This is a genomic window from Pseudomonas sp. YNh (genome assembly GCF_037993085.1).
In the GTDB taxonomy this organism is placed as follows: domain Bacteria; phylum Pseudomonadota; class Gammaproteobacteria; order Pseudomonadales; family Pseudomonadaceae; genus Aquipseudomonas; species Aquipseudomonas putida.
This window is the reverse complement of sequence record NZ_JBBMRJ010000012.1, coordinates 14,577-36,702: the sequence shown is the minus strand read 5'-3', so window position 1 is coordinate 36,702 and position 22,126 is coordinate 14,577. Positions and strand designations below refer to the sequence as shown.

Sequence of the window (22,126 nt, the reverse complement as noted above, 5' to 3'; positions counted from 1 at the left end):
AGAAAATGAAGGTTCTGCACTCATCACCGGACGACGCAGGAAAAGGTATCAACGAAATATTCACGGCCCCTGTAGGAGCGGCCTTGCGTCGCGATGGGCCGCAAGGCGGCCCCGGCAATCTTGCAAGAAGGCACAGAACTTGGGACCGCTACGCGCTCCATCGCGGCGCAAGGCCGCTCCTACAGGGCCCGCGTCAGGCGAGAGGTTCTACGGTTACCCAGTAACGGGTCAGGCCCTGGATTGTCACTGGCAGGGTGTCGCTCAGCAGCCGCAGGCTGGCATCGGTATCGGCCAGCGGGAAGGCGCCGGACACCTTCAACTCGCGTACTGCAGGGTGGCAGCGCAGCACGCCGGGGCGATAGCGGGCCAACGCTTGCAGCAGATCGGCCAGGCGCATGTCACGGGCAAGCAGCATGCCGTGCTCCCAGGCCAGGTCACCGGTTTCCAGCGCAGCGGCGGGCAGTACCCGGTCGGCATCGAAAGCGCTGCGCTCGCCAGCCCGGAGCAGCAGGCCGCTGGTGGCGTGCTCCGGGCGGGCCTCGACCGCGCCTTCGAGCACGGCTACCCGGGTCAACGGGCCATCGAGGTGCACGCTGAAACGGGTGCCCAGTGCAATGGCCCGGCCATGCAGGGTACGCACCATCAGTGGCCGCGCCGGAGTGGCAGGGTCCTTGGCGCTGGTAAGCAGGATTTCGCCCGCCAGCAGGTCGATGCGGCGCTGTCGGGCATCGAAGGTGATATCGATGGCTGTGTCGGTGTTCAGCAGCACCTGGCTGCCATCGGCAAGCGTCAACGCGCGTTGCTCGCCGACTGCAGTGCGGGCATCGGCGGCCCATTGCTGCCAGGGTGCTTCACGCCAGGCCAACCACGCCGCCGGTGCTGCCAGCAGCCACAGCCCCAGGCGATGCAGGGCCTGGCGGCGGCTCACTGCGCCGTTGCGGCTCAGGCGGCGCAGGGTTTCACCGGTAACGGGGGTGTGCAGGCGACGCAAATCACCGAGAATCGCCTCTGCACGTTGCCAGGCCTGGGCGTGCTGGGCGCTGCGTTGGCACCAGGCCTGCACGGCGTGATGATCGTCATCGGTGGCGGTGCCCGATTGCAGGTGCACCAGCCAGTCAGCGGCTTCGCCAAGGATCAGCGGGTCGATACGCGCGGTCATCCGTCAATGCTCAGGCAGGCAAGGAACGCCGTGCGCATGTCACGCTTGATGGTAATCAGAGACAGCTGCAACTGCTCGGCGATTTGCGCATAGGTCAGCCCGTCCAGCTGCGACAGCAGGAACACTTGGCGGACCCGAGCCGGCATGTCGCGCAGCATGGCATCGACGCGGCACAGGGTTTCCAGGATCAGCCAGCGTGTTTCCGGCGAGGGCACCTCGGGTTGCGGCAGGTGGGCGATGGCTTCCAGATAGGCGCGCTCGACATCCTGGCGGCGCCAGCGGTCGACCACCAGGCCCTTGGCGATATGGGTAAGCAAGGCCCGGGGTTCACTGCCGAAATAGCTATTGCCCTGGCGGCTGAGCAGGCGCACGAACGTGTCGTGAGCCAGGTCGGCTGCATCGCAGGCATTGCCCAGCTTGCGCCCCAGCCAGCCCTGCAGCCAGCCATGGTGCTCGGTGTACAGCGTCTGGACCTGCAGGTTGAGGGTAGGGTCGGCGGGCGGCATGGCGTGCGCAAGGTTCCGGCAAAGGGGTGCAATTAAGAATTGATCGCATTCTAAGCGCCGTTTGTGGAACCTGGCAATGCGCAGGCGCTACAAGGCCTTGGCCAAAAACGCCGCTGTGCGGCTGTCGGCGCACCCGGCCACCTCCTGCGGCGTGCCACTGGCCACTACCTTGCCCCCGGCATCTCCGGCCCCAGGCCCGATATCGATCACCCAGTCGCTTTGCGCCACCACGCGCATGTCATGCTCGACCACCACCACGCTGTGCCCGCTGTCGACCAGGCGGTTCAACTGCACCAGCAGCCGGTCGATGTCTTGCGGGTGCAAGCCGTTGGTGGGCTCATCCAGCACATACAGGGTTGCACCGCGGGCCTGGCGTTGCAGTTCGGTAGCCAGCTTGATGCGCTGCGCTTCGCCACCGGACAGTTCGGTGGCCGGTTGGCCCAGGCGCAGGTAGCCCAGGCCGATATCCTGCAGCACTTGCAGGCAACGGCGCGCCGGTGGCTGTTCGGCAAATACCTGCAGGGCCTGGTCGACCGTCAGTTGCAGCACTTGGGCGATGTTCATGCCTTGCCAGCTGACAGCCAGGGTTTCGGGGTTGTAGCGGGCGCCATGGCAGGTCGGGCAGGGCGCGTAGACGCTGGGCATGAACAGCAACTCGACGCTGACAAACCCTTCACCTTCACAGTTGGCGCAACGGCCCTTGGCGACGTTGAAGGAAAAGCGCCCGGCGTCAAAGCCCTGGGCCTTGGCCTGATCGGTGGCGGCGAACAGCTTGCGCACATGGTCGAACAGGCCAGTGTAGGTGGCCAGGTTGGAGCGAGGTGTGCGGCCGATCGGCTTCTGGTCGACCTGCACCAGGCGCTTGATGCTGCCAAGGCCCGCACTCACGTGGCCGCTGCTGGCCTGTTCAGGTTCGTCTTCCAGGTTTTGTTCTTCCGGCTCGCTACGTTGCTCGGCATGGCCCAGGTGCGCGCCCACCAGGTCAAGCAGGGCCTGGCTGACCAGGCTGGACTTGCCCGAGCCGGAAATGCCGGTAACGGCGGTAAAGCAGCCAAGCGGGAAGGCGGCGCTGACGTTGTGCAGGTTGTTGCGGGTGATGCCTTCAAGCTTCAGCCAGTCGCGGGCCTGCCGGGGCTCACGCGTGGACCGGGCCGGGGCACTGAACAGGTAGGCGCGAGTGCGCGACGGCTCGACCTCGGCCAGGCCTGCGGGCGGGCCGCTGTAGAGGATGGTGCCGCCATGCTCGCCGGCATCTGGCCCTACATCCACCAGCCAGTCGGCGCGGCGCATGGTGTCCAGGTCGTGCTCCACCACATACACCGAGTTGCCAGCCTGCTTCAGGCGTTGCAGGGCTTCGAACAGCGCTTCGCTGTCGGCAGGGTGCAGGCCGGCCGACGGCTCGTCGAGCACGTAGATCACGCCGAACAGCTGCGAATTCAGCTGGGTGGCCAGGCGCAGGCGTTGCAGCTCACCGAAGGACAAGGTCGGGGTGCTGCGCTCAAGTGCCAGGTAACCGAGGCCAAGGGCAAGCAGGGTATCGATGCGTTCGAGCAACTCGTTGGCGATGCGTTGGGCAGCCAGGCGCTTTTCTACCGTCAGCGGGTCCTGTTTTTGGGTCAGGTAGTCCGCTGCCGCCACCTTGCGCAATACCTCGGCCAGCGCCTGCAACGACAGGTGCGACAGCTCGGCGATGTCCAGGCCGGCGAACGTCACGCCCAGTGCCTCGCGCTTCAGGCGCTTGCCCTGGCACAGCGGGCAGGGGCTGGGGCGCATGTACTGGGCCACGCGCTTGCGCATCTGCGCGCTTTGCGAGTGCATGAAGGTATGCAGCACGTATCGCCGGGCGCCCATGAACGTACCCTGGTAGCTGGGCTCCTGTTTGCGCTTTAGCGCTTCGCGGGTCTGTGCCGGGGTCAGGCCGGCATACACAGGTGCGGTGGGCGTGTCCTCGGTGAACAGGATCCAGTCGCGCTGCGCCTGGGGCAGGTCGCGCCAGGGAATGTCGACGTCATAGCCCAGCGTTACCAGGATGTCGCGCTGGTTCTGCCCCTGCCAGGCCATTGGCCACGCCGCCACCGCGCGCTCGCGGATGGTCAGCGACGGGTCGGGGACCATGGTCGCTTCGGTCACCTCGTAGACCCGGCCCAGGCCGTGGCACTCCGGGCAGGCGCCCTGGGGCGTGTTCGGTGAAAAGTCTTCGGCATACAGCATCGCCTGCCCGGCCGGGTAGTGGCCCGCGCGCGAGTAGAGCATGCGGATCGAGCTGGACAGGGTGGTCACGCTACCCACCGAGGAACGTGCGCTGGGCGTGCCGCGTTGCTGCTGCAGCGCCACCGCCGGCGGCAAGCCGTCGATGGCATCCACGTCTGGCACGCCAACCTGGTCGATCAGGCGCCGGGCGTAGGGGGCCACCGATTCGAAATAGCGACGCTGGGCTTCGGCATACAGCGTGGAAAAAGCCAGTGAAGACTTGCCCGAGCCGGACACGCCGGTGAATACCACCAAGGCATCGCGGGGCACATCCACATCGATGTTCTTCAGGTTGTGCTCGCGGGCGCCACGGACTCGGACAAAACCCGTTGGCGAGGTAGGGCGCTGACGCATGCGGCGATCCTTGAACGTTGGGGGAGTGGCCGTCAAAGTAACAGCATTCTAGCGGGTGCCCAGCACATCACGGATGTTGTCCACGACATTGTTGTCTTTGATCACATCACTGAGCCAGCCTTCCAGCGGCATGTTGCCCCACTTTATTGCACGTTCTATCAGGTAGGGTACCGGGCTTTGCGGTTCGCTCTGCTTGAAGTACTGGGCAATGCCCGCAAGCATGGTGAACGCCTCATCGCGGGTCAGCGGCGTGGTGCGCATGGCGGCTGGCACAGTCGCCGGTGGGCGTGTATCCATTTGTTCACCTGCTGATTGGGGGTTGGCCGTGACGGCCTCTGGCTCCTGCTCCTCGAGGAGGGTGGGGTGCAGCTCGACACCGCGGTCCTTGAGCAGTTTCTCCGCCAGCTGGCTTGCACGCGAGAGCATGTCGGCAAGGCTGGCAAAGCTGGGTGCCTCGCGCTCGAACAGGCGGTCTACCGTAGCCTGCAGGCGCTTGCATGCATTGAGACTGGTGGCAATCTCCAAGGCCTTGGCGCGCAGGTGATCGGTGTCGCTAAGTGCTACCGAGCGCTGGAAAATCTCGGCGTTGATCTTGCCTTCGTTAAGCGCTGTCTGCATTGCCTTGGGGTTTTGCAAGGCGAGGTTTTCTACGTGGCGTGATTCGTCATAGCGCAACACGCCAAAATTCTGCCCTTGGGTAATGGGCAAACCACCGGCAATGTCGCTGAGCGTGGTCTTGAGCCAGGACAGCCGCGCTGCGCGCTCATCCAGGCCGTCTTCCAGGGTTGGGTACAGCGTCTCCCAAAACGCGTCCAGCACCCGTTCGGTCAGCTCCAGGCCAAAGGTGATACCTTTGAAGTGCTCGCGCTGAGCCAGCCCTTCACTGAGCCAGGCCGCCAGCATCAAGTCTTTGCTCTGCTCCGCCAGCCCTTGCGCCGACAGGTCGATCACCTGCTCCCAGTTGGCAGTCTTCAGGTCGGTTTGCCAGTCGCCCTGGGTCAGGTAGTCAGGGTCGGCCCGGCGTGCCTCCTTGATCTGGTCGAACAAGGCAGAGAAGCTCAAGTCTTCGCCACTGCCACCCTCGATGGGGGCGGCCAGCGTGGCCAGCGAAAGGTCATTGAGAATTTCAGGCATATAACACTCTGGACATGGCTAATGAACAGCGCGCCAGAAAAACTGGCGGCGCTGCCGGGTATGGGCCGCCGCAGCGGCCCATGGTTTGTCACCTGCTTAGGCAAACACTTTGTTCGCGGTGCGGTCCCAGCCACCGACGATGTTGCCGCCGGCCTGACCGTCGGTGCGGTTCTGCTGGGTGTAGGTGGTCTTGATACGGGCAAAGTTGAAGCTGATTTCTTCAATTGGCAGGTCGCTGACAGCCTTGTCTTCACCCCCTTGGTTGCCACCGGCAACGAACTTCACCGACGAGACCACGACTTCTTCCATGTCGATGGTCAGGTAGGTGACTTTATCGCCACCTGCACGGTTCACGTTCAGTTTCAGCTTGGCGATGTGCTTGCCGGTGCAGCAGTGCTCGAACAGCTTGGCCGAAGCCTTGTCGACGGCTTTACGGATCTTGAAGTCGCTCAGGGCAACACGCTCGGACGACGCACCACCCGAGGAGCTGGCAGTTGCCGAGGTAGCCTGGGTGGCGCCGTACTCGTAGCCCAGCACTTCGATCCAGTCCTTGTGTTTGTCATCCAGTACTTCGCCCGGGATGCCGTCGATTTGGATATACGCGTCAAATGCCATTGTGAAACTCTCCATTAACAACATGTAAAGGGTTGCTCATGCGCCCCTTGGTTTTGACCTCGCCGGGCACGCCGGCAGAGGTAGCTTGCCGCCCCCCGGGCCTCCTCCTGTGAGGCCCGGGCGACCGGTTCTTGCGGCATGGCTCAGTTGAGACCACGCACTTCGATTTCTACCCGGCGGTTGGGCTCAAGACACTTGATCAATTGCGCCCGCGGTTGCTGCATATCGCAATTGACCAATGGCTTGCGGCTCCCTTCGCCTTGTGCAACCACCAGTTCGGCAGGCACGCCCTTGCCGACCAGATAGGTGCGTATGGTTTGCGCCCGTTGTTTCGAAACCTGCAGGTTGCCCTGGCTGTCGCCCAACTGGTCGGCGTGGCCCGAGATGACGATCTTGCCGATGTTCGGGGTGTTCAGCAGCTTGCTGGCAATCGCGCTAAGCTGGCCCTGGCCTTCGTTTCTAAGGCTCTGGAAGTCGGCGCGGCCGAAAGCGAACAGGGTGTCGGATTCCAGCGTGATGGTCTCGATCGAGCGCAGCGACTGAGCCCGCAGGCTGTCGATGTAGTTACGCGAACTGGACATCAGGAAGGCGTTGTCGAGGATGCGTGGCGCATCCGGCTCACGGATCTGGTCGCTATAGAAAGTGATCTGCCTGCTTGCGTACAGGTAGTCCTGGTTGCTGCCTGCTTCGCTACCGGCTGCGGTCATGCGCTGGCCGGTGTGGCGGGCGATAGCCGGGTACCAGTAGTCCGGCAGGTGCGCCTTGAGGAACGCCGGGTCGGCCTTTTCGCGCTGGGCCGGGGACAGCATCACATAAGTGTCCAGGGTGGCCTTGCCGAAATCGGCGATCGACTGGGCGCGGTTGTCATGCGGCAGCGCCTCGGCCTCGACGCTGTCAACACCGCTCACCGGCTGCAACTCGCGGGTGTTGCGCTGGTAGACCTTGAGCGTGGTCAACAGGTAAAGGGTTCGCGTGAGGTTGTCGGCCGTGGGTTTGAGCATCACGTTCTGCAACGTGGCGAAGTAGCGGCTGCGCAGCAGCGGCTCGACTTCATGGCCCTGGTACAGGCCCAGGCGCATGCCTAGCGGCACGCCCTGCTCATGGTGTTGCTGATAGTAGTGCGCGGCCCAGAAGCGCAAGCGATCCAGGCTACGCCAGGCGGTGTACTGGCCGCTGGCAGCCTGGTCGTCGGCCTTGGCCTGGGCCAGTTCGCCGGCAATGCTGGCCAGGGTGGCGCGGTTGTTCAGGTACGACCAGCCCCACAGGCTGCACAGCACAATGGCTACCAGGCCGGCGGCGCCGACCCAGCCAGCCTTGCGCCGGCGTTCGCGATGGTTGCTGGTGTACAGCGCCACCAGGTGTTGGTCGGGGATGATGACCTTGCGGAACAGGCTATTGATGAATAGCGGCGCCGGCTGGCTGCCAGCTTCGGCAGCACCTGCGGCGTGTTCGAGTGCGAAGCGCTCGGCCACATGCTGGCCGTGGCTGCCCCACTGGGCTTCGTCGGCTTGCAGCGCGGCGGTGAAATAGAAACCGCGCAGCATTTCGGCACTCTGGTACGGGTTGGCACGCAACAGGCTGTCGACGAACTGCTGCAAGCGCGGCTTGAGGGCGGCGAGCTCCAGCGGGAACCGATAAGCAGCGTTGTTCTGCCGAGTTACCTGAATGTCCTGTTGCACCAACTGCTGGCCTGCCACCTGCCGCCAGTAACCGGTCAGCTCGTCCATGGCCTTGCCGAAGCGCTGGCCCCAGTCGGCCTGTTCGTAACCCTTGTGCGAGAAGGTTTTGCCCATCACTTCGCCACGTGAGGCGTCGTCCAGCTGGCGATAGAACGCTGTAAACCCGGGTATCAGGTCGCACTTGGTGAACACCAGGTAGATGGGCAGGCGCACTTCGAGCAGGGCGCAGCTTTCCTGGATGCGTTCGCGCAGGCGCTTGGCCACGCGCTCCTGGTCCTCGGCCGAGCCATGCAGGATGTCGTCGATGCTGACGCTCACGATCAACCCGTTGAGGGGACGGCGCTGGCGATGCTGGCGCAGCAGCTGCAGGAAGCCGCGCCATTTGCCGGCTTCTTCCGGGCTGTTCATGTAGCGCCCGGCGGTGTCCAGCAGCACCGCTTCGGAACTGAAAAACCAGTCGCAGTTGCGCGTGCCGCCCAGGCCCGCCACCCTTGCGCCTTCGCGCTCGGCATAGGGGAAGTTCAGGCCCGACTGCAGGATCATGGTGCTCTTGCCCGCGGCCGGCTGGCCTATCACCAGGTACCAGGGCAGGGCATACAGCGCGTCTTTGGCCGAGGCGCCGCGGGGCTTGTTGCTGTGCAGGCGCTCGATGCTCTGCAGCAGGCGCTCGCGCAACAGGCTGACTTCTTCGCGGTCGGCCGGGGTGGCGCTGAGTACGGCCTGGTCAGCGTCGTCACGCAGCAAGCCTTCGAGGTTGTGGTGTTGGCCGACACCGCGGTACAGCAGCAGTACATAGCCCGCTGACAGCAACAGAAACACGCCGATACCTGCGAGCAAGCTGTGCAGCGAGGCGAAGCCGAAGGCACGGCCAATGGCCCAGACCAGGAAAATCGCCAGGAAGAACGCCACTCCCAGCAGGTAGGGTTGGTAGCGCAGGCAGTAGTACTTGATCTTGTTCATACAGGCGTCGCATCCAGTGCATCGACGAACTGGTCGATGACGTGTTCAAGAGGTCGGTCGTAATCGTGCAGCTGTGGCGCACCTGTCAGCGGGCTCAGCAATTTCAGATGCTCACCCTTGTCAGCGCAGCCACTGAGCAGTCGGTAGGCGCAGTTGGCATGGCGCGACGGGAAGCAGTAGAGGCGCGGGTGCATGAAGTCATCGGCCAGCAGGCTTACCGCCGGCACGCCATGGCTACCGCTCATGCGTGTCAGCCAGGTCAGCCACAGATCGGCAACAGGATTTTTAAGGCCGCGTTCTGCCGGCAGTGGCAATTCAATGCCGCCCGCAAAGTCGCCGTGCAGCGAGCCCCTGCTGTTTTTCAGGTGAGCGAGCGCGGTGGCGCTGTCGAAGCCCGGCCACGAACCGTGCAGGGCGCGGGCGACATCAGCAAAGCTGAAGTCGTGCAGGAACTTGGCATGAACCCGGCGGAACAGGTCCAGGTCCTGGCCCTGCAGCGGGCGCAAGGCCTTGATCCGTTCGAACAGACTGGCGCAATCGGCGCCTTGTACGGCCTGATGCAGCAAAGGCTTGATCTGCGCGCTGAACAGTTCGCCAAGGGTGAACGGATTGACCCCTGCAATGCCTTCCTCGCCCTTGATCAGCTGGAAGATGAAGAACGGGTAGCGCCGTTGGCTGGCATCGCGCGAGCTGAGCAGGCCGCCCAGCAGCCAGTTGCCGTTGCGTGCGCGGTAGTTGAAAAAACACATCGGCAGCGTGTCGAACAACGCTTGCCAGTCATCGCGGTGGCGCATGGCCACCAGCGATGATTGCAACCAGGCGTCGAACTCGCAGGCTTCCTCCGTCGCGCCGTGCAGGCTGACGAAGTCCGCGCTCGTCGGTAGCTTGCCGAAGCAACCGATCATTGCGCGCCCCTGTCGTTGAGGGCGCTCAGGGCCTTGACGTTACCCAGATCGGTCAGCTTGACCCCACCGAAGTTGCGTACAACAAGGCTCACGCGGCCACTGGCGGTGTTCCAGCTAAAGCGTTGCTGAATGCCGTCCAGGTCGTCGACGCGGGCGCTTTCGTTCATGCGCAGAAGGCCCCATCGGCCCGGGAAGTCGAACACGGTAAGCCGTGCGCCGCTCAGGGTAACCACGTCCAGGCGTGCGCCGGGGGCGTTGCTGGTGGCCGGCCAGGCAAAGCGGTTCCAGCTGCTGCGGCCGTTACGGTAGTGCTGTTCCTGGCCATCGAGCGTGAACACGATGTCGGTGAAGTTGGCCGAAGGCTCCAGCATGATCTCAAAGCCGTTGTCACGGTCCGAGAGGCTGGCGATCACCTGGCCCACCGAGCTGGCCTTGTCGATGCTGTTGAGCATGCCGGGGTTGACCAGCGCTGGCCCCTTGCTGTCACCCACGCCCAGGCCTTCACCGCCGGCCAGGTTGCCGATTTCGTTACGCTTGAACGCCGGGAGCAGGCCGCTTTGCGGGTCGACGAAGCGCTGCAGGTCTTTCACCGACGCTTCGTTGTTGCTGCTACCGGCAATGGGGTAACGGTGCGCCATGACCTGTTCCCACGGTTTGGCGATCTGCTGTGCCCAGGCTTTGGCGATTTGCTGGCCGGCCGGGTCGCGCAGGGTGGCCCAGGCGTACTGGATGGGCAGGCTGAACAGCCCCTGCAAGGAGCGGGACAGGCCGTCCTGGCTGGTATCGACGCTGCCTTCCACATAATTGCGTACGGTGGTGACTTCGCTCGGCTGGCCTTCCAGGGTCTCGCTGATCAACTGCTTGCTGCCCTTTCCCACATCCTGCGAGCGCTGGATGTTGTTCATGCGCACCTTGAGCTTGCGCAGCGCAGCCAGGTAGCGGTCCATGATGGTGCTGTCGGCGCCTTCTGCGTTGTTCTCGGCGAACACCCGCGCCACCGGTTCGAAACGCTTGGCCAGGCTGCCGTCATCCACTGCCGGCAGGGCCGGGGCGACGTTGGCGGGCAGGGCGTGATCGGCATCGAACAGGCCGGTGACCTTGCTCCAGAAGCCGTCATCGCGGGCGGCACCTGGGCTCGGGATAGCATGGTTGATCGGCAGGTCCCAGCGGGTATTGTCATTGACCGCAGCCAGCAGGTTCTTCACCGGCGAGTTCTGCACGTCGCTGAGCAGGCCCAGTTGATCGGTGGCCGAGGCCAGGTCGGCGAAGTGGCGCATGCCGACGCTGCTGACCATCTTGTACCAGGCTTGGGTGTAGTCGCGCTTGTAGCGGGCCATGAACTCACGCACGAAGTTGGCTTTTTGCACGACGGCATCGCCGCCTTCGCCGTCCAGCACCCAGTCCGACTCGTTGCGCAGGTTGCCCGACACCAGCTTGATCAGCTCGGGCTTGACGAAGGTGTCCCAGCCCTGGCGCGTGTAGATTGCCGGTACCCCAGCGGAGCTGTACAGCAGCGCGCGGCCCGGTTGCGGGACCAGGTCGTTGAGGCTGAGCGCCGGGAACTGGCGGCTCGACTCAAGTTGCAGGCGCAGGTATTCGCGATCGACCAGGGAGCTGGAGATCATGAATGCCTTGAGGTTCTGCCGGGTTTCATTGATCAACTGCTCGTTGCGCGGCAGCGCGGGCGCTTGGCCTTGCTCCAGCAGCTGCACGTACAGCGGCACGTTTTCCTCGATTACCCGGGTGTCGGCCGGGGACCCTTCAACTGCTGCGCCGGCCCAGGCCTGGGGCAGGCTTGCAGAGACGAAGGCCGGGTCCGGGTGAGCCTGGGGTTCGGTCAGCAGCAGGTACAGTTTGAGTGTGTTGTAGGCCTCGATGATCGAGGCCACCTGTTGTTCGTTCAGCCGGCCAAGCATTTCTTCGGACAACGACAGGCCGCCGGTAGTGGCAGACAGCTCGGCAGCATCGCTGGCCGTGGCCAGGTTGACCTTGGCGGCGTAGGCGCCCAGGCGGGTGTCGACTGCGGCGGCCTTGGCGGCCACGGCAGCGGCGATCGCCTTGCCGCTGCGTTTTTTAGGCTGCGGCGCCGGGGTGAACTCCAGGGCCTGGTTGATGCCGTTGGCAAAGGTGTTGAACGCGCGCATCTGCACTTGCAGGCTGCGGGCGATCGGCTCCAGCGCCTGGCTGCGCAATTGCGCCAGGTAAGCGGTGCTGCTCACCTGGTGGATCGCTTCGCCATGGTAAAGGCCGGCAGCCAATTGCAGCGGGACACCTTGCAGGCGATGGGCTTCGACGATCGACATCTGTTCGCGCAGCACCTCCAACCCCTTGCCGGCAGCCAGCAGTTGCTCGCGCTCCTGCGCTTGTTCGATCTGCGCCAGTTGCCCGCGCAGGCCTTCGAGCCATTGCCGGTTGTTGATGAACGAAAGAGCCTGCCAGCCGATGAACACAACCCCCGTGGCGACGGCCAGGCCTAGTAACAGAGGGCTGAACGCGGCCTGGCTGCCCTGGCGCGACTGGTACAAAGTCAGGTCGCGGTCCGGGAAGATCACCCGGCGGAAGGTGTCGGTGATGAAGTAGCTGCGGTTACCGACGGCCTTGGTGGTGCTTTCGACGCGCTCGTCGTAGGCCGCCTGGAGGGCGAACTCATCGGCGATGACGTCTTCGTAAACCTGCCCCAGCTGCTGCCCGGTCTGCAGCGCACTGGTGAAGTACAGGCCCCGCAGCAATAGCGGATTACCACCGCGATGGCCCTGGGTGAAGTGGTCAAGGAAGGGTTCGAGCACTTCACTGAGGGCGGCGAAATACTGCGGGAAGTTCAACAGGGTGCTATCGGCTTCGGCACCGAGGGCGATCATCTGTGCGTCGACGTGCTGGCGAATACCGCCTTGCAGGTTTTTCAGCCGCGTTTGCATCACGGCGTGCAGGCCATTGTTGCGGATTTCCGACAGGCCAAAGGTCATGCCCAGCGGCTGCTGGCGTTCGTGCAGGTCGAGGCCCTCAAATGCCTGGCTGAACCCCGGCAACTGGTCGGTCTTGCTCAGCATCAGGTAGATCGGCGGGTTGGCGCCCAGGCATTCGGCGTACTCTTCGACCCGTGCCACCAACTGGTTGGCCAGGGCATTGCGCTCATCGCTGTTGGCCGCCAGTAACTCGGGCAGGCTTACCACCAGGACCAGGCCATTGATCGCCGCCTTGCCGCGCTGCTTGCGCAGCATCCGCAGAAAGGCCGAGAACTCGCTGGCCGACTGGTCGTCGCGCAGGTAGCGCCCGGCGGTATCGATCATCACGGCATCGGGGCTGAAGTACCAGTCGCAGTGCTGGGTACCGCTTTCACTGTCGTTGGCCGTGGCAATGCTGGCCGACAAGCCGGAATGGGTCAGCAGCGAAGTCTTGCCCGCAGCCGACATGCCAACCACCAGGTACCAGGGCAGATCGGACAGCGCGGCCTTGCCGCCGCCTCCGGCAGAGCGGTCGGTGCGCAGCATGGCGATGGCGTGCTTCAGGCGCTCGCGCAGTACCTGCTGGTCACGGAACTCGCCGGTGGCATTCCACGAGCGGTCGACCTCGATTTGCAGCAGGTTCTCGAGGTTGTGCTCGGCACGGATGCGCTGATATTGGCGCAGCACAATCACCAGCAGGAAGCAGGCACTGATTATTGCCAGCGCTTCCGGCACGTGATGACGCAGCCACGGCACCAGCGGCGCGGCCAGCCAGCAAATCAACAGGCTGGCCAGCCACAGCAATGGCAGCAGCACCCAGAAGCTTTTCAACAGACGCAGTAATGTTTTCATGTCTTCCTGACTCGGCTACCTGACGTGTGCTCAGGCACTGAACAGCTGGCGGATTTGTTCGGACAGGGCGGCGACGTCCTTGTCCAGCAACCAGTCGAGCGTGAGGTACACGGCGATGCAGACCAGCGCGATCAGCGTCAGATACACCCACAGCGGCACTTCATGGCGCAGCATCTGCGACACCTGGTCGGGCAGGGCCCAGTCCGGTGACAGGGCTTTAGGCGCCTTGCGGTAGCGGGCGATATCCTGGCCCAAGGTATTGGCCAGGTAGCGCAGCTGGTCTTTCTGCCCGAGGCTGAACTTGCCCTCGAAGCCCAGGGCCAGGCACAGGTGGTAGACCTCGAGCACGTCGATGTTCTGCTTGACGTCGGCACGTAGCGCATCCACTTTCTCGAAGAAGCCTTCACCTGCCAGGTGCACGCCGAAATAGCGGAACTGCAACGGCTGCAGTTCAAAGTGCCGGCGCAGTTCGTTGTCGCCTGAGCGCAGTACGCTTTCGTCGAGGAAAGCGCACAGCGCGTATTGGGTGTCCTTGACCTGCTCGACGCTGTAGTTGGCGGCGCGGGCATCACGCTCCAGGTTGGTGAAAAAGCGCTCGACGCTGCCTTCGAAAGCCTGCACCGAGGTGACCTGGCGCCCGCGACGCACGATCAGCGCCATGCTGATGAAGTCCTGGACCAGGTCCTTGAGTGTCGGTTTGTCATTGGCGGCCGCGACGGCGCCCTGTTGCAATACGGCTTCGGTCATTTGAGCACCGCCATCAGTTCAAGCTTGAGGTTGGTAAAGGCGCTGGGCGCATAGAAGCAGATGGCCTGGGCATTGATCATTCGCTCATACACATTGCCGTGCGGCTCGATGGCGAAGTACTGGTTGTCCAGGCGTACCGGAATCGCGTTCGGCAGCCGGGCGGCATGATTGAGGGTGACACCAGGCATGGCGCTGTTGACCACCACTTCGATGTCTTCCGGTGAGCCGACCTTGAACGCCCGGGGCACCAGCTCCAGCAGGCTGGCGCCGGGCATGTCGGCGTGCACGGCAATATAGAAGTCCGCCTCGGCCAGGCGTGGATCGTGCAACTGGCCTTGCCAATGCGACGGTTTGGTCTGGGTAAGGTTGATGACGATGCATTGGTTGGGCACGACGTTGTCGAGCATTACCCGGATCATCTCGTCCAGTTTCACCAATGATGCTGCGGGGTCTTGATGGTCGTACTCAGGGATGTCGCTTAACTGGGTGTCCAGGGTGAAGGTCAGCAGCCCGCCAGCCAGGTCGGCGAGGAACAGGTACAAGCGCTCCGGGTGCAGGCGCGGATGAGCCAGCAGATGAGCCAACTGCGGGTGGGCACGGTTGACCGTGTTCAACAACCAGAACAGCGTGACGTCGCTGGACCCGAACTCGGCGATCTGGTCGGCGCGCTCACGTCGCCGGCCGGAAAGTGCCTTGCTCTTGGCCTGCAGGGCCCCGAGCAGGCGCTTGCCGAGCCCGGCGATGGTTTCGTGGCTACCCAGGTGCAGGGTAGGGTGGACGAAATGCGGGTCAATATTGAAGCCGCCCATGCTGTTGCGGGTCAGCTTGGCCAATGGACAATGGGTGTAACCGTCGAGGCTGTCACCGTCGACCAGCATTACCACGTTCAGGCGCAGGCTGGTGATTTCGTTCTCCAGTTCGCCTTCGTTAAGGTCTGGCAGGGTGTCGAACTGTTTGCGAAAACGCCGCGCAGCCTTGTGTTCGTGGCCATCTTCGACGTAATTGAGGCCAAAGGGCTCAGGCAGCTTGAGTGCCGCATAGACCTTGAGGTCATTGGCCTTGAGCAGGTCTTTGAGGTCGCGTGCGGCAGGCAGCGGGTCGTGCTGCGGCGCGTCGTACAGGCTGCCATCTGGGAACACAAGCTTCAGGCGTTTGAGCTGCAGCGTACCGTTGGCCAGGGCGTCTTCGTCGACCTGCAGCGCTTGTACCCCCCAATGGAAAGGGGTACTGCGCAGTGTCGACTCAGCCAACTGGTGCTGGTGGAACTCGTCCTGGTACTGGAAGTGCTGGGGCAGCAGGAACATGCCTTCCGACCACATCACCCGGCTCTGCTTGCTCATTTGACGCTATCCACTAAAGAGTTGAAGGTTGAATCCATGGCGTTGCTGGCCGACTGGCCTGCGGCGTCGGAGGCTTTTTCGATAACTGCGCCCTGCACCTTGTCCGTCAGGGTCGGGTCAGCGTCTTTGGCCTTTTGCGCAGCCGCGAGCTGGTCGGCGGTGGGTGGTTTGTCCAGCACATCCACGCCACGCATGGCGCTGATTTCAGTCTTGTCCACCAGTACCCGCAGGCCGTCGGAGGAGAACCAGATGCCGTCCTTGCGCAGCGAGTTGGCGTCGAAAGCGACTTTCCAGCGCGCGCCTTGTTCATCGCGGAAGAACGCCGCCACACCAACGTAGCGAGCATTCTTGGCCAGCGGCCATTGGTCGATCTGGCCGATGCCCGGCAGCAGGGTGATCTCGCGTGCTTCCACCAGGGTGTTGCCGAGTGCCTTTTGCGGGGTATCCCACAGGGTCTCTGCATCGGACGCTGCGAAGCGCTCGAGGTCCGTCAGCTGGTACACGCGCATCACCACCGACAGTGGCTTGCCCTCGGCATCAGGGTTGAGCTGGTTGCCGCCGTCAGAGGTCAGGATGACCTTCTCGTTGTCGGCCAGCATGTCGGCAGCCCAGCTGTCCTCCATGCGTTTGCCGATTCGGTCGGTAACCCCACAACCGGCCAGCGCCAGCAGCAGGGCCGCGGTGGTCAGGCGTTTGAGGGCGGTGTGCTTGAGTTGCATGACGGCTAAACCTCCGGTCATTGATCAGGCCAGGCGATAGGCAAAGTCGCCATCGCTGCCCAATTCGATCACCAGGCGTTCGATGGGCGTGTCCTGGGCCATGCGTTCGAGCACGCGCTGGGCGAGTTCGGGCATCAAGGTCTGGGACAGAATGTTGTCGATATTGCGCGCACCGCTGTCGACCTCGGTGCAGCGCGCAGCGATAGCTTTGACCAGCGCCTCGTCGTAGCTCAGTTCGGCCTGGTGGTTGCGGGCGAAGCGCTTGGCGATGCGCGCGAGCTTGAGGGCGACGATGCGCTCCAGGATCTGGTCCTGCACCGGGTAGAACGGCACGATGCTCAGGCGGCCAAGGAAGGCCGGCTTGAACACATGATTGAGTTCGTCGCGCAGGCCTTCGACGATGGCCTGCGGCGTGGGCAGCTCGGTGGCATTCAGGCAGGTCTGCATGATGCGCTCGGTGCCAGTGTTGGAAGTGAGGATGATCACCGTGTTGCGGAAATTGATTTCGCGGCCTTCACCGTCGTCCAGTACGCCCTTGTCGAATACCTGGAAGAACAGTTCGAGCACGTCCGGGTGGGCTTTTTCAACCTCGTCGAGCAGCACCACGCTGTACGGTTTGCGGCGCACCGCCTCGGTCAGCACGCCGCCTTCGCCATAGCCGACGTAGCCGGGTGGCGAGCCCTTGAGGCTCGACACGGTGTGAGCCTCCTGGTATTCGGACATGTTGATGGTGATCAGGTTGCGCTCGCCGCCGTACAGGGTATCGGCCAGGGCCAGGGCGGTTTCGGTCTTGCCGACGCCGCTGGGGCCGAGCAGCAGGAACACACCGATCGGCTTGTTCGGGTCTTCCATGCGCGCCCGGGAAATCTTGATGCGCTTGCCGATTTCGTGCAGGGCATGGTCCTGGCCCAGCACGCGCTCGCCGAGCAGGGCGGGCAGGCGCTGTACGGTGTCGATTTCGTCACGCAGCATCTTGCCCAGCGGGATGCCGGTCCAGCCGCTGATGACCTGGGCGATGGCGCCGCTGTCGACCAGCGCGTGCACCAGTGGCTGGTCGCCTTGCACGCGAGCCAGTTCGGCGCGCAGGCTATTGAGCTGCCCGGCATCGGCGTCGTTGGCGGCATCCAGCGCCTTGAGCTGTTCGACCAGCGCCAGCTCTTGCTGCCACTGCTCGTTCAATTGCTGTTCCTGCTGCTGTTTGGCCTGCAGGCTGGCCTGCAGCTCACTCAAGCGGCGGGCATGGTCGTGGCCTTTGCCAGCTTCGTGGCCGAGCACGTCAATTTCTGCCTGCAGGTTGTCGATCTGTCGACGGCAGTCTTCCAGCAAGCCAGGCTGCGACGATTGTGCCAGGGCAATGCGCGCACAGGCGGTGTCGAGCACGCTGACCGCCTTGTCAGGCAGCTGGCGCCCGGTGATGTAGCGGCTGGACAGGCGCACCGCCTGCACCAGCGCTTCGTCCATCACCGCCACCTTGTGGTGCTCGCGCATCTTGCCCAGCAGCCCGCGCAACATGTGAATGGCCTTGTCCTCGTCAGGCTCTTCGACCTTTACCACCTGGAAGCGGCGGGCGAGGGCGGCGTCCTTCTCGAAATACTTCTTGTACTCGGCCCAGGTGGTGGCGGCGATGGTACGCAGTTCGCCACGCGCCAACGCCGGCTTGAGCAGGTTGGCAGCGTCGTTCTGCCCGGCCTGGCCGCCAGAGCCGATCAGGGTGTGGGCTTCGTCGATGAACAGGATGATCGGGTGCAGGCTGCGTTTGACCTCTTCGATGACCGCCTTCAGGCGGTTTTCGAACTCACCCTTTACCCCGGCGCCGGCTTGCAGCAGGCCAAGGTCGAGGGTATGCACGGCAACGTTCTTGAGCACAGCTGGCACGTCGCCCTGGGCGATGCGCAGGGCCAGGCCTTCGACCACGGCGGTTTTGCCAACGCCGGCTTCACCGGTGAGGATCGGGTTGTTCTGCCGGCGGCGGGTGAGGATGTCGACCATCTGCCGCACTTCGAACTCACGGCCCAGCACTGGGTCGATGCGGCCTTCGCGTGCACTTTGGGTGAGGTTGACGGTGTACTGGTCCAGCGCAGGGGTCTTGCCGCCTGCCTTGCTGCTGTTGGCCACCGGTGCCGCCGGGCTGGCCAGGGCGCTTGCCTGGCGGGACTCGGCGCTGCCTTCGACGAGCGCGGCGAGGTTCAGGCGCAGGTCGTTGGCATTGATTTTTTCCAGCTCCGGCGCCGAGGCAACGACCACCCGGCGCAGTTCGGCGTCGTCGAGCAGGGCTTGCAGCAAGTGGCCGCTGCGCACCTGGCCGACGCCATACTCGATGGACGCCAGCAGCCAGGCCTGCTCGATCATGCGGGTAATGTGCGGCGACAGCGCCGGGGTGCGGGTATTGCCTTTCTTGAACGTGCCCAGGGCGGTGACCAGCTGCGCCTGCAGGCGCTCGGCGACCACCTCATAGTGGCGCAGGATCGGGGCCAGGTCATTGTCACCGGTGTCGAGCAACTGCAGCAGCAGGTGTTCCACCTCGACATCGTAGTGGTGCTCTGACAGGCAGAGGGCCGCTGCGCTTTCGGTGGCCGTGCGGCTGGTTTCGTTGAGCTTGGCGAACAGCGACTTCAGGTTCACAAGGCGACCCCATCGTAAGGAATATGGAAAACGGCGCAACGCGAAGGCTCCGCGTCACGGCCAGGGCGTTTGAGCCAGCCGAGCCAGCCCAACGCGACATTGCCGTTGCGGCCGAGCCGGGCGCACGGTACCGCCTCGCGCTTGAGGCGCGGGGCGATTTCAAAGTCCAGGCCGGCACCTATATAGAAGCGCACCAGCTCGACGAGTTTGCGATAGCACTCGGTACCAGGCTGGAAGCGCTGGTAATCGGCCAGGCTCAGTGGGCCCAGCTCAATGCGAATGCACGATTGGTAGTCCCACACCCGCTTGCCAGCAACGGCGCTGTGGCCAAGCTGGGCGTTGCGCCGGCCAAGCTGGGTGCGCTGCTCAGGCGGCAGGTGCAACCAGCGCCCGGCAAACTGCTTGACGTGGATCGGCAGCGAGAAATAGAAGCCGAGCATGCGCTCGAGGTTCAGCGCATTGCGCGGCTTCTGGCTGAGCAGGCCGGCAAAATAGCTGAACAGCTCGCGACGCAATGCTGACGGTTGTTCTTCAAACTTGAGCTTCTGCGCCCGCGGGCCGAGGCCCACCAGGTTGAGCAGGTAGCCATCGAAGCCCGAGCTGCCAGTGCGCTCGTGCTCTATATGGAATTTGTATTTTTGCCAGGCCTCGTAGAACAGCGTGGTCATGCGGTGCGAGAAAATGTCGAGAAAGGCATGGGCGGCATCGTCTCGAAACTGCACATGGCGCTCAAGCAGCAACTCGGTGTACGGACGCGGCAGCACGCCTGAAGGCCCGACCAGGCCCATGAAGGTAACCTGCACTTGCGACAGTGGCAGGCCGGCAGGCGAGACCTTGCCTGCGTGCTCGAAGTGCAGGTCGCTGACTTCGCTGGCCGGAAACGCCAGCGACAGCTGGGTGCGGAAACGCAGCGGGTCTTCGTGGGGCCGGGTTGCCAGGTCCATGCGCCCGGTGCGGCTGTAGTGCAGGCGGAGCAGGCGCACCAATTGAAAGAATTCGAATCGGTGCGGCTCGGCTCGGGCCTGATCGATCAGACCAGGGGCTGATCGCCAGTACGTGCTGGCCATTGGACGACTCTCTTTTCTCGTTGTTGGGTGCGCAGGGTCAGTTGCGTGAAGCTGTTCATCGAGCAGTACTGGCCGAAGAAGTGGTCCAGCACCATGCCGAACAGGAACACGCCGCTGCCGGTGAACTGGTGCTCGTCGAGGGTGAGGGTAATGCCCACGCCCCGCACGAAGTTCGGCCGCGGATGGCCGATACGCGCAACTACCGGCTCGCTGTTGATGGCCTTGATGCCGTTGATCTGTTTGCGGATGGCCGAGACGTTGCGGTAGTTGTAAAGCGACAGCAGCTCCAGCAGCACTTCACGGCCTTGGCTGACCAGTGACATATGGTTCAGCGACAGGTGCGCGATCAGGCGCCATATCAAGCCTTTGCCCAATGGCACGCGCACCGTGGCGGTGGGCTTGCGCAGGCAGCGGATATCCTTGATTACCGAGTTGGCGGGAATGTTGAAATCGCCACGCTCGCCGCCGAACGGGAGCATGAGCGGGACATCGCGGTTGCTGCAGGTGAGGGCGATGCTGAGGGTGTCGCTGCTGGCGCTGATCAGCTCCAGGTCGCGGTCGACCACGCGAATGCTCATGGCAGTGGCGTCACCCTGGGCGCGCCGCCGGGCAACCCAGAAGCTGCTGTGCGGGTCTTGCTCGCCTCGCGGCTCGAAAAACGGCTGGCAAGTGGCAACCTGGTCGGTGCCCCCCAGTTTACGAACCCGACGCACACGGTCTATGGATACCACTTCTGCTGCGTTGTGCAGCCGGGTGTCCGGGGTGACCGGATACTCGTGCTGGGTGTGGGTCAGTTTGATCGGCTCGGCTTGCTGGCGGAACAGGTTGATGATGGGCGTGCAGTTGAGCTTGAAGTTGTTGCGCCCGATATTCTGGGTCAACCGCGCCAGTCGCTCGCCAAGGTCGTAGTCGGAAAAATAGAAATTAATGTCGACCTGCTCGATGGCCTTGCCCTGCAGAATGCGGGCAAAGCCACTGAGGTCGAAGAACATGAACTTGTCGGGGAACGTGAAATATTCGTGCAGCAGCCGGTAACCGAGGAACGAGCGCTCCGAGTAGTCAACCAGGCCTTCGTCGCGGGCATAGCCTACGGCCTTGAGGGCATCGACGGGCAGTGCGACCTCACGGCTGCGGCCCCCGTCGTTGAAGCTCAAGGTCGCCTTGGCCAGGTTATTGAACAGCAGCTCGTACAGGTGCAGCATGAGCGTTGCTTCGCCGTCGAGGAAAAACCGCAGGCGGTCCATTTGCATCTGCCCGAACAGAGCATCGCCGGTGGCTGCAAGGCGGATACGCAGGTGTGCGACCAGGTCGGCACTGTGGCCGTTGAAGGCAGAACGTTCCATTTCGACGAACGAGGCCTGTTGCACGGCAATCGGCCACAGCTCTACCGGGTAGCACGTGCGGAACTTGCACACCACGCCCTCTATGGCGTTGGCATGCATCTCGGTATGGCGCGCCACTCGGTACGCTTCGGTGACTTTCTCGTGCCTGCCCAGGCTCAGCTCGGCAATCGACATCGAGGGGGTAGGGCGCAGGTAATGCGGGTACAGCACCTCAAGGAAGGATTCGACGATTTCCGGAAACTCGTCATCGAGCTTCTTGTGCACCCGCGCAGAAAGGAACGAGAACGCCTCGATCAGACGCTCGGTGTGCGGGTCTTCGCAGTTGTCGCCCTCGATCAGCAAGCGCGAAGCGATTTTCGGGTACTGCGCGGCAAACTCCTGGCCGAGGAAGCGCAGGTGCGACAGTTCCTTTTCATAGTAGGGCAGCAGTTCGTCGAGCATCAGTTGAGGTTCTGCACTTTGTATTCCTGGGTGTTGACCTGCAGCACGGCGTCGAACGAGACCTGGCGGCTGATGTCCTGCAGACGCAATACGGCGTCCACGCGGAAGGTCAACATGCGGTGGCCGTTCTGCTGGGCCAACAGCTGCACACGGACCCGGCGGAAACGCCGGTCTCCGGTACTGATCGCCCGCTCCAGCTGTTGCTGGATCAGGCGGCGGTCATGTGGGTCGAGCACGCTGCGGCTGATGAAGTCGGGCATGCCGTATTCAAGGATGGAACCACCGAGCTGGCTGAAGCCGTCGAGCTCTTCGGCGACCAGGGACTGGCGGGTATTCACCAGCACCTCAAGGTCACGGACGATGCTGGCCTTGTACTCGGCCAGCGAGCAGGTGCGCTGCGCGGCCGGCTCGGCCGACTGGAACGGACGGTCGTCCAGCAGTCGGTCGAGCAGCGAGGGCAGCAGGCGGGCCTGGTTACTCATGTGTCATCC

Annotated in this window: 15 protein-coding genes; all 15 read right to left on the bottom strand. The window is 63.5% G+C overall.

Annotated features, from left to right (window positions below; translation table 11 throughout):
• Window positions 1-193: 193 nt before the first annotated feature.
• On the bottom strand, window positions 194-1,159 hold the full coding sequence (locus WF331_RS14430) for a FecR domain-containing protein (protein WP_284398378.1): 966 nt from the start codon (window positions 1,157-1,159) through the stop codon (window positions 194-196).
• The gene (locus tag WF331_RS14425; RefSeq protein WP_049276534.1) at window positions 1,156-1,665 is read right to left on the bottom strand and encodes a sigma-70 family RNA polymerase sigma factor; all 510 of its coding nucleotides are present in this window, start codon (window positions 1,663-1,665) and stop codon (window positions 1,156-1,158) included. Before WF331_RS14425 ends, WF331_RS14430 begins: the two co-directional genes overlap by 4 nt.
• 87 nt (window positions 1,666-1,752) lie before the next feature.
• The gene (locus WF331_RS14420) at window positions 1,753-4,269 is read right to left on the bottom strand and encodes an excinuclease ABC subunit UvrA (protein WP_174370453.1); all 2,517 of its coding nucleotides are present in this window, start codon (window positions 4,267-4,269) and stop codon (window positions 1,753-1,755) included.
• Window positions 4,270-4,317: 48 nt separating this feature from the next.
• Window positions 4,318-5,403, bottom strand: coding sequence for a type VI secretion system protein TssA (tssA, locus tag WF331_RS14415; RefSeq protein ID WP_016499517.1), 1,086 nt, complete (start codon window positions 5,401-5,403; stop codon window positions 4,318-4,320).
• A 96-nt stretch (window positions 5,404-5,499) separates the two neighbouring features.
• Window positions 5,500-6,018, bottom strand: a complete 519-nt coding sequence (locus tag WF331_RS14410; protein ID WP_016499518.1) for an Hcp family type VI secretion system effector — start codon at window positions 6,016-6,018, stop codon at window positions 5,500-5,502.
• Between the two features lie 143 nt (window positions 6,019-6,161).
• Window positions 6,162-8,657 carry a type VI secretion system membrane subunit TssM gene (tssM, locus tag WF331_RS14405; RefSeq protein ID WP_016499519.1) on the bottom strand — a complete coding sequence of 832 codons (2,496 nt, stop codon included), beginning with the start codon at window positions 8,655-8,657 and terminating at the stop codon, window positions 6,162-6,164.
• A complete protein-coding gene (gene tagF / locus WF331_RS14400; RefSeq protein ID WP_016499520.1) occupies window positions 8,654-9,562 on the bottom strand; it encodes a type VI secretion system-associated protein TagF in 909 nt (302 codons plus the stop codon). Before tagF ends, tssM begins: the two co-directional genes overlap by 4 nt.
• On the bottom strand, window positions 9,559-13,356 hold the full coding sequence (locus WF331_RS14395) for a type VI secretion protein IcmF/TssM N-terminal domain-containing protein (RefSeq protein WP_340623022.1): 3,798 nt from the start codon (window positions 13,354-13,356) through the stop codon (window positions 9,559-9,561). Before WF331_RS14395 ends, tagF begins: the two co-directional genes overlap by 4 nt.
• A gap of 30 nt (window positions 13,357-13,386) precedes the next feature.
• On the bottom strand, window positions 13,387-14,103 hold the full coding sequence (gene icmH / locus WF331_RS14390; RefSeq protein ID WP_016499522.1) for a type IVB secretion system protein IcmH/DotU: 717 nt from the start codon (window positions 14,101-14,103) through the stop codon (window positions 13,387-13,389).
• The gene (tssK, locus tag WF331_RS14385) at window positions 14,100-15,443 is read right to left on the bottom strand and encodes a type VI secretion system baseplate subunit TssK (RefSeq protein WP_016499523.1); all 1,344 of its coding nucleotides are present in this window, start codon (window positions 15,441-15,443) and stop codon (window positions 14,100-14,102) included. Before tssK ends, icmH begins: the two co-directional genes overlap by 4 nt.
• Window positions 15,440-16,162, bottom strand: coding sequence for a type VI secretion system lipoprotein TssJ (gene tssJ / locus WF331_RS14380; protein WP_340623021.1), 723 nt, complete (start codon window positions 16,160-16,162; stop codon window positions 15,440-15,442). Before tssJ ends, tssK begins: the two co-directional genes overlap by 4 nt.
• 24 nt (window positions 16,163-16,186) lie before the next feature.
• The gene (tssH, locus tag WF331_RS14375; protein ID WP_016499525.1) at window positions 16,187-18,784 is read right to left on the bottom strand and encodes a type VI secretion system ATPase TssH; all 2,598 of its coding nucleotides are present in this window, start codon (window positions 18,782-18,784) and stop codon (window positions 16,187-16,189) included.
• Entirely contained in the window at window positions 18,781-19,851 is a 1,071-nt protein-coding gene (tssG, locus tag WF331_RS14370; protein WP_041167706.1) for a type VI secretion system baseplate subunit TssG, read from the bottom strand. The genes tssH and tssG overlap by 4 nt, the downstream gene beginning before the upstream one ends.
• Window positions 19,815-21,635: a type VI secretion system baseplate subunit TssF gene (tssF, locus tag WF331_RS14365; RefSeq protein WP_197862843.1), complete on the bottom strand. Its 1,821-nt coding sequence runs from the start codon at window positions 21,633-21,635 to the stop codon at window positions 19,815-19,817. The genes tssG and tssF overlap by 37 nt, the downstream gene beginning before the upstream one ends.
• Window positions 21,635-22,117 (bottom strand): type VI secretion system baseplate subunit TssE, encoded by a 483-nt coding sequence (gene tssE / locus WF331_RS14360; RefSeq protein ID WP_028613918.1) that lies wholly within the window; start codon window positions 22,115-22,117, stop codon window positions 21,635-21,637. The genes tssF and tssE overlap by 1 nt, the downstream gene beginning before the upstream one ends.
• Between the last annotated feature and the right edge of the window lie 9 nt (window positions 22,118-22,126).

Coding starts and splice junctions, on each gene's coding strand:
- icmH (WP_016499522.1), bottom strand. CDS start 14,103: ATGACCGAAGCCGTATTGCAACAGGGCGCCGTCGCGGCCGCCAATGAC.
- WF331_RS14410 (WP_016499518.1), bottom strand. CDS start 6,018: ATGGCATTTGACGCGTATATCCAAATCGACGGCATCCCGGGCGAAGTA.
- WF331_RS14420 (WP_174370453.1), bottom strand. CDS start 4,269: ATGCGTCAGCGCCCTACCTCGCCAACGGGTTTTGTCCGAGTCCGTGGC.
- tssK (WP_016499523.1), bottom strand. CDS start 15,443: ATGAGCAAGCAGAGCCGGGTGATGTGGTCGGAAGGCATGTTCCTGCTG.
- tssJ (WP_340623021.1), bottom strand. CDS start 16,162: ATGCAACTCAAGCACACCGCCCTCAAACGCCTGACCACCGCGGCCCTG.
- WF331_RS14430 (WP_284398378.1), bottom strand. CDS start 1,159: ATGACCGCGCGTATCGACCCGCTGATCCTTGGCGAAGCCGCTGACTGG.
- tssF (WP_197862843.1), bottom strand. CDS start 21,635: ATGCTCGACGAACTGCTGCCCTACTATGAAAAGGAACTGTCGCACCTG.
- tssE (WP_028613918.1), bottom strand. CDS start 22,117: ATGAGTAACCAGGCCCGCCTGCTGCCCTCGCTGCTCGACCGACTGCTG.
- tssG (WP_041167706.1), bottom strand. CDS start 19,851: ATGGCCAGCACGTACTGGCGATCAGCCCCTGGTCTGATCGATCAGGCC.
- WF331_RS14395 (WP_340623022.1), bottom strand. CDS start 13,356: ATGAAAACATTACTGCGTCTGTTGAAAAGCTTCTGGGTGCTGCTGCCA.
- tssM (WP_016499519.1), bottom strand. CDS start 8,657: ATGAACAAGATCAAGTACTACTGCCTGCGCTACCAACCCTACCTGCTG.
- tagF (WP_016499520.1), bottom strand. CDS start 9,562: ATGATCGGTTGCTTCGGCAAGCTACCGACGAGCGCGGACTTCGTCAGC.
- tssA (WP_016499517.1), bottom strand. CDS start 5,403: ATGCCTGAAATTCTCAATGACCTTTCGCTGGCCACGCTGGCCGCCCCC.
- WF331_RS14425 (WP_049276534.1), bottom strand. CDS start 1,665: ATGCCGCCCGCCGACCCTACCCTCAACCTGCAGGTCCAGACGCTGTAC.